We start from the raw sequence: 11,512 nt of genomic DNA, 5'->3' as shown, positions 1-11,512 counted from the left end.
GATCTACGAAAACTGACAAATGCGCAGCCGATTCCCGGACGGGTCGGTGATTTGCATCTGCCGTCCCCAACCGGCTTCCTCGATGCCGGGCCTTGCATACGAATACTGCTTGCCGTGCAACTCCCCATGCAACGACTCAATGTCGTCGACCGGCAGGAATACGGCTGATCCCGGCGTACTGTCGCCGTGATGCTCGCTCAGATGCAGGATGACAGAGTCACGCCTGATCTGCGCATACAACGGTAAATCGTCGGCAAACCGATGTTCCCAGTCGAGTTCGAAGCCAAGGTAGGTCAGATAGAACTCGTATGCCCTCTCGATGGAGAACATGCGCAAAATCGGTATGGCGTTCAGAAGGGTCATCGGCTTGCTCCGCAGTCGTCGAATCGAAACCGCAGTTCAACGGGTTACCCGCTGCCTGTCAAACCTTTGGACATGCTATCGCCTGACCACCGTCCTCACGCGCACCTCGCCCTTTCTACATTCGGCACAAAGACCGAACACCACCAGTTGCCGTTCCGACACGTCGAACTCGAAATTGTCCGCCACCGCCTTCTGCCGCGCCTCGATCTCGGCATCGAAAAACTCATGAATGCAGCCGCAGGCCGTGCACACCAGGTGATCGTGCCGCTTGCCGTCGTTCAGTTCATAAACCAGACGGCCGTCACCGAATGCGACACTCGACAGCAATTTCGCGTCGACCAGCAAACCGAGCGCCCGGTAGAGGGTGCCCAGACTCAGATTGCGCATGTCCTCGTTCAACCGCTTGTAAAGCTGCTCGGCGCTGAAGTGTTCGTGGGCATGTTGCTGAAAGAACTCCAGCACCAGCACACGTGGGAACGTGGGCCGCAAGCCGGCTTGTTCCAGAATTCGGTGAATGTTCATGGACGTGGTGGCAACACAAGACGGGCAACCGGAAGCGCCTGGGTCGTCTGTCAATGCGAGGAAGTGGTCGGTAAGGCTGTCGGCCTGCGCGGCAGGGCGATGTGCGAGTTGCCAGACTATGTGAGCCGCCTCCTTAAGAGAACCTTAAGTCAACGGTCACATCACGACGAATCAGGTCGAACGAGGGGTTCAGAGCAAACCCTGTCAGCAACTGCCGGGAATCACGCGCCAGGTCTTCGCCCATGCAGTCGGCGCGCGCCCCGTTGACGCCGTTCCTCTCGAGACGCCGAGTTCGCACGGCGTTTTGGGGGCGCCGCGCTGCTGTGGTTTGCAACTCAGTATCCTGAGCGTCGCGCCTCGCCTCAGATCACCGATGGGCGAGGGAACAGAGTCAATCCCTGAAGGCCTTTTCTGATTGCACTGTCTTTACCTGCTCCCTTTGCAACGGCCTCACTCACCATTCGGCGACCAGCGCCCGACGCAGCCAATGACGACCCCCACAGGTATGCGTAGAATTCACAAACCGCAGAAATCCCGCCCACTCCCGATTCGAAACCTTCGATCTGCGCTCCGGCGCCCACGCCGCACGCTATCCGCGACATGACCGACCTCTTCAGCTCCACCCCACGTGCGCCGCTAGCCGAACAGCTTCGCCCCGAGTCCCTCGAAGAAGTCGTGGGTCAGTCCCATCTGCTGGGCGCAGGCAAGCCGCTGCGGCTCGCGCTCGATTCGAACCGGCTGCACTCGTTCATTCTCTGGGGTCCGCCCGGTGTGGGCAAAACGACGATCGCGCGGCTTGCCGCGAAGGCGTTCGATCATGAGTTCATCGCCGAATCGGCGGTCGCCGCCGGCGTCAAGGAACTCAGGCAGGCCGCCGCGCACGCGCAGCAGGTGCTCGACCACCATGGCCGATCGACCGTCCTGTTCCTCGATGAAATTCATCGGCTCAACAAGAGTCAGCAGGACGCGCTGCTTCCCCACGTGGAAGTGGGCCGCCTCACACTGATTGGCGCGACGACGGAGAACCCGAGTTTCGAGGTCAACAGTGCGCTGCTGTCGCGCGCACAGGTATATGTGCTCAAGCCGTTATCCGATCGGGAGTTGTGGGAGCTGTTTGCGCGCGCCCGTCCCCGTTTGGGCGAACTGGCGTTCGAGGACTCCGCTGTCGACGCGATCATCGAATTCGCCGACGGCGACGGCCGGAAATTCCTCAACCTGCTGGAGCAACTGGTCAACGCGGCAACCGCGGCACGCATCAAACACATCGACAGCGACTTCGTCGGCACGGCGTCGGCCAACACCACGCGACGATTCGACAAAGGCGGCGAAGCGTTCTATGACCAGATATCGGCGCTGATCAAATCGGCCCGCGGCTCCGATCCGGATGCCGCGCTGTACTGGATGGCGCGCATGATCGATGGCGGTGTCGACGTTCGTTATCTCGCCCGTCGCATCATCATTCTGGCGAGCGAAGAAGTCGGCAACGCGGACCCGCGAGCATTGGAAGTTGCCGTGAACGCCGCTCAAGCGTATGAACGCCTCGGCTCGCCCGAGGGCGAACTTGCGTTGGCGCAAGCCCTTGTCTACGTCGCGGTGGCGCCGAAGTCGAATGCGGTCAGCGCGGCATGGCATCAGGCGTTGACGTTCGTGCGCGCCGACCGCACGCGTGCGGTTCCGCTGCATTTGCGCAATGCGCCGACGCAACTGATGAAGGACCTCGGCTACAAGAAGGACTACCGCTATGCTCATGACGAACCGGATGCGTACGCAGCGGGAGAAAAGTACTTTCCGGAGGACATGCCCGAGCAGCGGTGGTATCAGCCGGTGCCACGGGGCCTCGAAAGCAGGATCGGCGAGAAGCTCGTTCGTTTGCGCGAACTCGATGAGCAGGCGCGTGATCTGGAGAAGAGCTAGTGCTGGTGAACGAGACCGGGCGTTGCTGCGGCAGAACGTCGCTTCCGATGAAAAAGAATCGGCCGCCAATGTGCAATGAGTATGCGCAGGAAAACGGTGATTAGCTCATGAGCGAATTGGGATGGAACAAAGCGCGCTCATCGCGTGAGAGCAGAGATTAAATAATCGCTTATTGCCCCGACGTATGCGCGCGCAGAAACGCCACATAACCATTCTGCGTCTTGAGGATCTTCTCGGCGCACTCGTCATAGTCCGAACCCTTCGCGCCGTCCGGTCCGTACATGCCGCGGCACTGTGCAAAGAGCGTGAGCGTCGCGCCCGCGCCTTTCGCATCGCGGCTCGCCGAGAAGGCGGCATCGCCCGAGCCAGAGGGTACGTCGGTTTCGATCGCGACCGCGTCCGCGCGTGTCACATGCGTGTCGGAATGCTGTTCGATGTAGCGTTTGGTCAGCGCCCACGCCGCGTCGCAGTTCTGTGCATCGCAATTGACGGTCGCATTGCGCTGAGCAGCAGCCAGGCCGGTTTCGTTATGGAGAAATTGCTCGGCTTGCTTCGCCTGCTTTTCAGGCGACGAGCAACCGGCGAGTACAAGCGCAACAAGCACAGAAGCAGCGATCTTTTTCACGAGTCAAACCTCTTAAGCCACGTTCGAGCGCGATTATAGCTGTGTGCCGGAAGCGCTCGCGGGTTTGCTTGCGCGACTCGCGGACATTGGCGAAAGCCCTGTGCAAGAAGAACGGCCACGCATCGCACGCGTTGGACGTCACGCACGAACCACGGTTACGCCAGCGGCCTCCAGTGGCGCGATCAACCCCGCATCGGTCGAGCGCTCGACTACCACGGTCTGTGCAAGCGTCACGTCGCCGATGGCATAGGCCGACGCCGCGTTGAGCTTTTCCTTGGTCGCAAGAACGACGGTCTCCGCTGAACGCGCGGCAAGCGCGCGTTTCACGTAGGCCTCTTCAAGATCACCAGTGCTGAGTCCCGCCGTTGGATGAACACCGGTCACGCCCATGAAGTAGAGGTCGGCGTGGATATGCGACATCGCCTCGATGGCGGCTGCGCCGACGGTCACGATCGAATGTTTATAGAGCCTGCCGCCGATCACGATCACTTCGAGCGACGGGTGCTCGGCCAGCGCGACGGCAATCGTGGGACTGTGCGTCACGACCGTCGCCGCCAGCGAGGACGGGATGTGCCTGACGAGTTCGGCGCAGGTCGTCCCGCCGTCGATGATCACGATCTGTCCTGGCTCGATCATGGCTGCCGCGGCCATGCCGATCGCGCGTTTGCCCGAGGACTCCAGCGTGCGCCGCTTTGAAAAAGAGGCGACAGCCGGCGACGCGGGCAGCGCGCCGCCGTGCACCCGCTGCAGCGAACCCTCGGCGGCGAGTTCGCGCAAGTCGCGCCGTATGGTGTCCTCCGACACGCCGAACTGCACGGCGAGCGGCGCCGCGAGCACCTGCCCGTCCCGGGCAAGCCATTCGAGGATGGTTTTCTTACGTTGGCTGGTCAACATGGTTTTGCACGTTTTTTCTTGATATTACACGAATATGCACGATATCATCAATGCCACTATCCAACCAGCCGGAGCCGGCCATGGCAGCCACGCAAGACCGTGTGCGCATCATCGATACGACCGTGCTGTCCGACGACTGGTACGTACTGAAGAAAACAACGTTCGAATTCCTGCGGCGCGACGGCACGTGGCAACGGCAAACGCGCGAAACGTACGACCGGGGCAACGGCGCGACGCTGCTGCTGTTCAACCGTGCGAGAAAGACCGTGGTGCTGACCCGGCAATTCCGCTTGCCCGCGTTCGTCAACGGTCACGACGGAATGATGCTGGAAGCCGCGGCGGGTCTGCTCGAGAAGGCGTCGCCGGAAGAACGCATTCGCGCCGAGGTGGAGGAAGAAACCGGCTACCGCGTGCAACACGTGCAGAAAGTCTTCGAAGCTTATATGAGCCCCGGCTCCGTGACTGAGAAGCTGTACTTTTTCATCGCCGAATACGATGCCGGGACGCGGGTCGGCAACGGCGGCGGAGTGCAAACCGAAGGCGAAGACATCGAGGTCGTCGAGCTGGCGCTGGAAGAAGCGTTGGAAGGCATGCGCCGTGGCGACATCGTCGATGCCAAGACCATCATGCTGCTGCAATTCCTTGCGCTGCGCGAACAGGCGCAGCAGCGTTCACAGTGACGTTGCGCTCTATCCTCGTTGCCGACCCTTGCTGCACTCCACACGTGACGTCGCGTCGCATTCAGATCGACTTCAGTTCCCCGCCGTCCAGCCGGTCACGCGGATGATCAGGTGAATAAAGGAGCGCGTTGACCTCGGCGACCGTCATGCGCTCGCGCGCCTCGCCCACTTTCACGGTCTCGTCGCCGGCGCACACTTCGCCTTCCCGCAGCACGCGCAAGTAGAAGCCCGGGCGCCCGCTGGCTGTCAGCAAAGCCGGCATGCGTAGCTCGTTCATCCGGATGCCCACGCGATTGCACTTCACCCGAGGCTGCGTCACCTCGAACAGTGCGCCGCCGATCCGATAACGGTCGCCGATGCACACGACGGAATCGGGCATGCCTTCGAACTGGATGATCACGCATGCGATGACCACGGTGATGCTATTTGCCGCGCAAGTAAACGCTTTGCTGGCCGAGGGTGTTGTTGGCACGATGCGCACCCTTGGCTGCGCAGTCTGAACGCACGCGCTCGGTGTTCTGGTACGAGCTGATTGCAGGCTCGCCAACGACAAGCGCCGCTGCATGCCGGGCCGCGCTTGGCGTCGCCGACAAGCTGTATGATGGCGGGCTCGCGCCGGAGCGAAAGCCCGCGCGGTCGGCCCGCGCAGCAGATCGCGCACCGCCCGCCGCGGTTCCACGGTGCCAACCTATCCATTCACGACGACCCGGAGGAAGACTCGCCATGACGGCCGCAACGCAATTCGATCAGGTTTCCATTATCAAACGAGCCAACGTCTATTTCGATGGCAAGTGTGTCTCGCACACCGTGCTCTTCGCCGACGGCTCGCGAAAGACGCTCGGCGTGATTCTGCCAGGCGCGCTCAACTTCGGCACCGACGCGCCGGAACTGATGGAAGTGCAGGCGGGCCAGTGCCGCATCCGCCTCGAAGGCAGCGAAGAGTGGAAGACGTATCGCGCGGGCGAGTCGTTCTCGGTGCCCGGCAAGAGCCGCTTCGATATCGACGTGATCGAAACGCTCGATTACGTTTGCAGCTATCTGTGAAGATGGATGGGCGCGCGGCGTCCGTTGCCGCACGCGATTTTGCGCGCGTGCGGTGGTATTGAAGTCGCGCGTTAGTGGCTACGATCTGCGAGGCGGCGTTGGAGTTCACCTGGCATCGTACGTCTGAACAACGGTCGTTCACATCCCATCGGCGGATAAAGATGCGGGCATTCACAAAAGATGATTCGCCCGTTACAATGGCGCCCCCTTGCCCAGGTGGCGAAATTGGTAGACGCACTATCTTGAGGGGGTAGCGCCGAAAGGCGTGCGGGTTCAAATCCCGCCCTGGGCACCAGTTTCTATCCGCAGTCCTGCGTGGAAGCTATAGAGGTTGCGATTCCAGAATGCGTTCGAGTAGCGAATCGCAACATCGTCCATCAGATCCGATTGCCGCCCGAACGTGAGCGTTCCATAGGGCCCATCAATGCCGACATAGGCCTGATGATCGAACAACGTATTTGTTTTGATCAACGTGCCTGAATTGATGTTGAACCGCTCTCCAGCATGAACACGGTTCTGTAGCCGCCGCCCAGATCTTCGCTGCCCTGCAATCGCCAACGCGTCGGCGAACCGATGCCCGATGCCGTGCCGACGGATGAGCCGCCTTTCTTGTTGCTGATGTACGTGAGGCCGGAGTCGTTCGCGACGGACGCGATGCCGTGTTCGTCGCCAAGGCCTGGACGCGCGATTCGGTGCTCAGCGCGATCAAGGTCAACGTCGGAACGCGTATTCCCGCTCACGCGTCCGTGTGCATGGACACGTGCTGATGGGCGAAGGCGATGTTCGACCAGGGCCTCGTCGCCCAGGTGAAGCAGGCGGCGGGCGAGTTGTCGGAGAGACTGAACTATCGCGCGGACGCGCCTTCGATTCGTCGACGATCTCAACTGCCCAATCGACTGACCAGGCGTTCGTGGTCCTCGACTCGTCGACACCACGAAGCGCTGCCCCAGAACCCGGCGCTCCTCTGCGTGTTCACACCGGCGCGCTACGCAGCCGCGCCACGTTCCGCTCACGTACCGTAAGCGCCAAGGCAACCAGCCCAAGCGCCGCGAGCGCACTCGCGACGACGAACGCGGACGAATACCCCGCGCCGTACTGAATCATGAAACCGGTGATGCTCGGCGAGAGAATGCCCGCGAGATTCGCGAGCAAATGCACGAAGCCGCCAGTCGCCCCGATTCGCTCGCGCGGCACGATGTCCTGCAGCAGCGACCAGCAGGCCTGCGGCGTCATGAAGGCGAAGAGGCTCGCAACCGCGATCAGCGTGACGGCAGGCAGGAGCGAACTCACGCGCGAGACGAGCATCACGCAGATCGCCGCCATGCCGAGGCCCATCATGATCACGGTCTTGCGCGCAAAGAGAACGTTGCCCGTGCGCTTGTAGAGTCCGTCCGAGATCATGCCGCCCAGCACGAAGCCGAGCGTCGCGCCGAGCCACGGCAGAATACCGACCAGGCTCATGTGCTTGATATCCAGATGCTGGTAGTCGGTCAGGTAGCTCGGCAACCACGAAAGAAAAAAGTACAACACGTAGTTAAACGCGAAGAACGCCATCGCGACGCCGAGCACCGGCAGCGAAAGCAGATAGTGGAAGACACCATGCGACGTGGCGGCCGCGCCAGTAGAGCTCGAAGGCGTCGGCTGACGATCGGCGGCAATCCATTGAGCCTCTTGCTTCGATACCGACGGATGTTCATCCGGCTGATCGCGAAAGCAGCGCCACCAGAACGCCATCCAGACGAAACCGAGTACCGCGATCACGGCGAACGAGACGCGCCAGCTGAATTGCAGCGCAACCAACCCGACGATCGGCGCCGCGACGGCCGCGCCAAGCGGTTGCCCGGCATTGGTGAGACCAACCGCCCTGCCCGCTTCACTGCGCGGAAACCAGCTGGAAATGGACTTGTTGGTCGTGGTGCCCATGGGCCCTTCGGCGACGCCGAACGCGACCCGCGCGACCATCAGCGTGGCGAAGTTGCCGGCGAACGCGGTTGCGCCACAAAACGCGGACCAGAACCCCGCCGCAAGCATGAAGACTTTACGCGGGCCGAATTTGTCGGCAGCCCAACCGCCGACGAAGCAGAACACGCAGTAGCCGATAAAGAAGCTGCTGAAGAGCAGACCCATTTGCGCGTCGTTGATGTGCAAGTCCGCCTTGATGATCGGCGCCACCACGGATAACGCGGCGCGATCCAGATAATTCAGCATGCCGGCAAAGAACAGCAACGCGGCAACCACCCAGCGGTATCGCGACTTCATGGCTTTTCTCCTCACGTGGCCCGGTCGGTGGACTGCGCCTGAACGCATGCGTCGGCCTGGAACGGGAGTGCGGCTTTTGATGACTGCAGGAGCTTCCGGGCCTGGTGATGCGGTGGGCTTTGCGCCGAGCTGGGCGGTTATTTTGGCGGCGACTCGAAGGTCGGGAGGTGGTGCCGTAGCGTCCCGAATCTCGTATGTCGTCGTACATCATCGGCAAGTTTAAGGGTGCTACCGGGGCAGGAAAAGTAGCATTTACCCGAGGAAGTCAGCGAAAGCTTAATGGAATTTTTTTTCGCTTTGTCGGGTCCCCAGCCAAACCGCAGCCCAGCCGAAGTGAACGGACGACGAGGCTTATAGATATACGACAACGTATAACAAATAGTGCGCCAATCCGCCATATCGCCTCGGCGAAGCAGGACAGCCGTGCTCAGGCAGCTACTGAACCCCGCCCATCCATTCCTGGGAAGCTGGCATTGCAGCAGTGCGAAAATCTGCCGCTAAGGCCTCGCCTTACGTTTGTGGCGGCGAAATGAGCGTGGACGGTTAGTTGCGTAACTGAACTTAGACTTGTCCAGCCATCGGAGCCTCACCGCCCATGCCCTCGATCAGCGAACTCTCGTACTTGCGATCGCCCGATTCCTTGATCGTCATTAGCACGGGCAGCGAATAGCCCGCGATTGTCGTGGCGAGCGCGATGCTCTCGTCGCGAGAACGGATGGACAACACGATGAAGTGCGATACGTTTCCGAGTGAGGGCAAGAAAGAAGCACGAGACAGCGTGCCGTGCGGACAATCATTCGTCCACACGAGGCAAGCTGCCTGAATTGGTGCGCGAGAGATCGTCGTTCCCGCATAGCGCAGACATCGGCAAGCTTCAGCCGACGTTCGATTGCCAGACATGGCATGCCGTCCGGCACGACTACGACAACCCGTTAGCTCAGATCACGATCGCTCCGGTTATCAAACCGACCAGCGCGGCGATAGCACCACACACCGCAACCGCGAAAATGATCCACTCGGTTCTGATGAACACCGGCACACCGCGCTCCCGTCTGGCGAGGATGAACAGCACGGTGCCAGGCGCATAGAGCATCGCCGACATCATCAGGAATTTGGCGCCGCCCGCAAATAACAGGAATGCCGTATACAGCGTGGCGAAAGCGGCAATGAAGTATTCCCGGCGCAATACGCTGCGCTGCTCGTCGCCCTGTTCGATATCGTGACGCGCGGCCTTGATGCCGAAAGCCGCGACCAGAAAATACGGAATCAGCGCCATCGAACTGGTGAGGTTGATCATCAGCGAAAACGCATCCGTCGACCAATACGTGCTGATCACGAATAGCTGCACCACGGTGCTGGTCAAGCAGATCGCGGCGACCGGCAATTTGCGCTCGTTCTGCTTGGCGAAGATGCGCGGCATCGTGCCCATGCGTGCTGCGGCAAACAGCACTTCGGCGCAAATGAGCGACCAAGCGAGGTACGCGCCGAGAATCGAAATGATCAGGCCCACGCCGATAAAGACCGTGCCGAACGGACCCAGCAGTGCGCCCAGCACCGCCGCCATCGACGGCTGCCGCATCACGGCGATGTCCGCGCGCGGCAAGGTCGCGTAGGGCAGCAGCGTCACCAGAACCAGCAGACACAGAACGGCCGCGAAGCCGTAGAGCGTCGCGGCGCCGACATGCGAACGTTGCCTCGCATAACGTGAATACACGCTTGCGCCCTCGATGCCGACGAACACGAACACGGTGACGAGCATGGTCGCGCGGACTTGCGAGAACAGTCCTGCCGAGAGCGCATCGCCGCTTTCCCAGAAGTTCGCGTGAAACATGTCGGCGCGGAACAGGACGATCAATATGCCGATGAACACGATAATCGGAATGACTTTCGCCACCGTCACGATGGTGTTGATCATCGTGGCCTGCTTTACGCCTCGCAACATCACGAAGTGAAACAGCCATATGCCGACCGACGACACCGCGATCGCAGTCGCCGTATTGCCATTGCCGAATGCCGGGACGAATGCGCCCAGCGTCGATTTGATCAGCACCCAGTACGAGACATTGCCGAAGCATCCCGCCATCCAATAGCCGAATGCGGAGAGAAAGCCCGCATAGTCGCCGAAGCCCGCTCTCGCATACGCGAACACGCCGGCGTCGAGTTCGGGCCGCCGTTGGGCCAACGCCTGGAAAACGCGCGCCAACGCATACATGCCGATGCCCGCGATGCACCATGCAATGATCGCGCCGACCGGCCCGGTCGCGCGCGCGAAGTTACGCGGCAGCGAAAAGATCCCTGCGCCCACCATTGATCCGACGACCATCGCGGTCAATGCGGGCAAGGACAGTTTCGGCTCGACCTGTGACGCCATTGTTCACCATTCAAGGAGCTGGGGTTCTTTTAGAAGTGGACCAACGCGGGTGAGCATTGCGCTCTTCTCTCCGAGCGCTACAGCGATAGTCCTCCCGAACCGCGTTTTCTATTGCGCCGGAAGAGGCGAATCGGTTCGTCGCATCCATGCTGGCCAGCCGGCGTGCAACGTCAAACCGGCTCTCTCGATCAGGCGGTGTTTGTTGTAGTCGGGAATGTCCTCGTCGTCTTGGTTGAAGAGCCGCTTCAGAGAGGCCCGTTTGCACACGTCTGAAGTGTCTCTTCCTCAGCGTCGCGCCTCTAGGCATAATAGGATATCTGCAGCGATATGGTCAGTTGGTTTGCACTCCTCCTCCGCCAATGTTGCGGGGAAAAGCAAAGAGCTGTTCTTATCGCGAGCGCCCATTGAAGTCCTCCTGCATCACTTCACGTGACAACCACACGACACGGCAAGTCTTTGCGAATCCGCTAGCGGAATAAGCCGTACGGTGCATCGACAAACAATGAATTTTTCTGAAGACGACGGACCTTCCTGCACCCTCTGCTCCAGCGCATAGCTTGCGATATGCAACGCCTATTTGACATTTCCTTCTTTTAGAAATTAACCCGTATCGCATGTGACAAGCGAATTAAATCTCCTATGCCATTCACCCCCTTGAACCACGTTGCAGAATTAGTGAAAGGTTAGCCATGGTACATTTCGGTATCCTGTCTTGATACTAATCGCTCAAGAACTAAACCAAACAAGCAGCAAGTATTTCGAAAGGAGTAGACCACAAGCAGAGGTTGACCAACGAGGAAGCGCCGGACTCACAGAAAAGCCGCAAGCTCATCACGCTGT

The 11,512-nt window shown here is 60.4% G+C and carries 13 protein-coding genes, 1 tRNA gene and 1 pseudogene; 6 read left to right on the top strand and 9 right to left on the bottom strand.

Features of this window, described 5'->3' with window-relative positions:
• Window positions 1–3 precede the first annotated feature (3 nt).
• Window positions 4–363, bottom strand: a complete 360-nt coding sequence (locus B0G69_RS34720) for a glyoxalase superfamily protein (protein WP_121324621.1) — start codon at window positions 361–363, stop codon at window positions 4–6.
• A gap of 75 nt (window positions 364–438) precedes the next feature.
• The gene (locus tag B0G69_RS34715) at window positions 439–885 is read right to left on the bottom strand and encodes a Fur family transcriptional regulator (protein WP_121324620.1); all 447 of its coding nucleotides are present in this window, start codon (window positions 883–885) and stop codon (window positions 439–441) included.
• Window positions 886–1,485: 600 nt separating this feature from the next.
• On the opposite strand from B0G69_RS34715, the gene B0G69_RS34710 reads away from it, so the two are divergent.
• Complete coding sequence (locus B0G69_RS34710; RefSeq protein ID WP_121324619.1) at window positions 1,486–2,799, top strand: replication-associated recombination protein A; 1,314 nt, start codon at window positions 1,486–1,488, stop codon at window positions 2,797–2,799.
• 169 nt (window positions 2,800–2,968) lie between these two features.
• Here B0G69_RS34710 and B0G69_RS34705 read toward each other — a convergent pair whose 3' ends face one another.
• Window positions 2,969–3,424, bottom strand: coding sequence for a hypothetical protein (locus B0G69_RS34705; RefSeq protein ID WP_121324618.1), 456 nt, complete (start codon window positions 3,422–3,424; stop codon window positions 2,969–2,971).
• Window positions 3,425–3,562: 138 nt separating this feature from the next.
• Window positions 3,563–4,318 (bottom strand): DeoR/GlpR family DNA-binding transcription regulator, encoded by a 756-nt coding sequence (locus B0G69_RS34700; protein WP_121324617.1) that lies wholly within the window; start codon window positions 4,316–4,318, stop codon window positions 3,563–3,565.
• Between the two features lie 80 nt (window positions 4,319–4,398).
• Between B0G69_RS34700 and B0G69_RS34695 the strand changes: the two genes are divergently transcribed.
• On the top strand, window positions 4,399–4,998 hold the full coding sequence (locus B0G69_RS34695; RefSeq protein WP_121324616.1) for an NUDIX domain-containing protein: 600 nt from the start codon (window positions 4,399–4,401) through the stop codon (window positions 4,996–4,998).
• A 61-nt stretch (window positions 4,999–5,059) separates the two neighbouring features.
• Here the strand turns inward: B0G69_RS34695 and B0G69_RS41550 are convergent, their stop codons facing one another.
• Entirely contained in the window at window positions 5,060–5,377 is a 318-nt protein-coding gene (locus tag B0G69_RS41550; protein ID WP_241991625.1) for an MOSC domain-containing protein, read from the bottom strand.
• Here B0G69_RS41550 and B0G69_RS42885 point away from each other — a divergent pair.
• From B0G69_RS42885 to B0G69_RS34680, 3 genes are all read left to right on the top strand, one after another.
• Complete coding sequence (locus B0G69_RS42885) at window positions 5,376–5,498, top strand: hypothetical protein (RefSeq protein ID WP_277873604.1); 123 nt, start codon at window positions 5,376–5,378, stop codon at window positions 5,496–5,498. The two genes, B0G69_RS41550 and B0G69_RS42885, sit on opposite strands and share 2 nt — an antisense overlap.
• A 223-nt stretch (window positions 5,499–5,721) precedes the next feature.
• Entirely contained in the window at window positions 5,722–6,042 is a 321-nt protein-coding gene (locus B0G69_RS34685; RefSeq protein WP_121324615.1) for a pyrimidine/purine nucleoside phosphorylase, read from the top strand.
• Between the two features lie 210 nt (window positions 6,043–6,252).
• Window positions 6,253–6,337, top strand: a tRNA-Leu gene (locus B0G69_RS34680).
• Here the strand turns inward: B0G69_RS34680 and B0G69_RS42365 are convergent.
• A complete protein-coding gene (locus B0G69_RS42365; RefSeq protein WP_241991624.1) occupies window positions 6,316–6,513 on the bottom strand; it encodes a porin in 198 nt (65 codons plus the stop codon). The genes B0G69_RS34680 and B0G69_RS42365 overlap by 22 nt on opposite strands.
• A 164-nt stretch (window positions 6,514–6,677) precedes the next feature.
• On the opposite strand from B0G69_RS42365, the pseudogene B0G69_RS42360 reads away from it, so the two are divergent.
• Window positions 6,678–6,817, top strand: a pseudogene (locus B0G69_RS42360) (IclR family transcriptional regulator); the annotation flags it as partial.
• 197 nt (window positions 6,818–7,014) lie between these two features.
• Here the strand turns inward: B0G69_RS42360 and B0G69_RS34665 are convergent.
• The 3 genes from B0G69_RS34665 to B0G69_RS34655 all read right to left on the bottom strand — a co-directional run bounded on the left by B0G69_RS34665 (window position 7,015) and on the right by B0G69_RS34655 (window position 10,672).
• Window positions 7,015–8,301: an MFS transporter gene (locus B0G69_RS34665; protein ID WP_121324614.1), complete on the bottom strand. Its 1,287-nt coding sequence runs from the start codon at window positions 8,299–8,301 to the stop codon at window positions 7,015–7,017.
• A gap of 561 nt (window positions 8,302–8,862) precedes the next feature.
• Window positions 8,863–9,060, bottom strand: coding sequence for a hypothetical protein (locus B0G69_RS34660; protein ID WP_121324613.1), 198 nt, complete (start codon window positions 9,058–9,060; stop codon window positions 8,863–8,865).
• 178 nt (window positions 9,061–9,238) lie between these two features.
• Window positions 9,239–10,672, bottom strand: coding sequence for a basic amino acid/polyamine antiporter (locus B0G69_RS34655; RefSeq protein WP_121324612.1), 1,434 nt, complete (start codon window positions 10,670–10,672; stop codon window positions 9,239–9,241).
• Window positions 10,673–11,512: the final 840 nt, after the last annotated feature.

Source organism: Paraburkholderia sp. RAU2J, assembly GCF_003634845.1.
GTDB classification, from domain to species: Bacteria; Pseudomonadota; Gammaproteobacteria; order Burkholderiales; family Burkholderiaceae; genus Paraburkholderia; species Paraburkholderia fynbosensis.
Note: the sequence above shows the minus strand (reverse complement) of the source record. Positions and strands in the feature narration are given on the sequence as shown.

Coding starts and splice junctions, on each gene's coding strand:
- B0G69_RS34700 (WP_121324617.1), bottom strand. CDS start 4,318: ATGTTGACCAGCCAACGTAAGAAAACCATCCTCGAATGGCTTGCCCGG.
- B0G69_RS42885 (WP_277873604.1), top strand. CDS start 5,376: ATGCCTTCGAACTGGATGATCACGCATGCGATGACCACGGTGATGCTA.
- B0G69_RS34695 (WP_121324616.1), top strand. CDS start 4,399: ATGGCAGCCACGCAAGACCGTGTGCGCATCATCGATACGACCGTGCTG.
- B0G69_RS34655 (WP_121324612.1), bottom strand. CDS start 10,672: ATGGCGTCACAGGTCGAGCCGAAACTGTCCTTGCCCGCATTGACCGCG.
- B0G69_RS41550 (WP_241991625.1), bottom strand. CDS start 5,377: ATGCCCGATTCCGTCGTGTGCATCGGCGACCGTTATCGGATCGGCGGC.
- B0G69_RS34710 (WP_121324619.1), top strand. CDS start 1,486: ATGACCGACCTCTTCAGCTCCACCCCACGTGCGCCGCTAGCCGAACAG.
- B0G69_RS34715 (WP_121324620.1), bottom strand. CDS start 885: ATGAACATTCACCGAATTCTGGAACAAGCCGGCTTGCGGCCCACGTTC.
- B0G69_RS34665 (WP_121324614.1), bottom strand. CDS start 8,301: ATGAAGTCGCGATACCGCTGGGTGGTTGCCGCGTTGCTGTTCTTTGCC.
- B0G69_RS34685 (WP_121324615.1), top strand. CDS start 5,722: ATGACGGCCGCAACGCAATTCGATCAGGTTTCCATTATCAAACGAGCC.
- B0G69_RS34720 (WP_121324621.1), bottom strand. CDS start 363: ATGACCCTTCTGAACGCCATACCGATTTTGCGCATGTTCTCCATCGAG.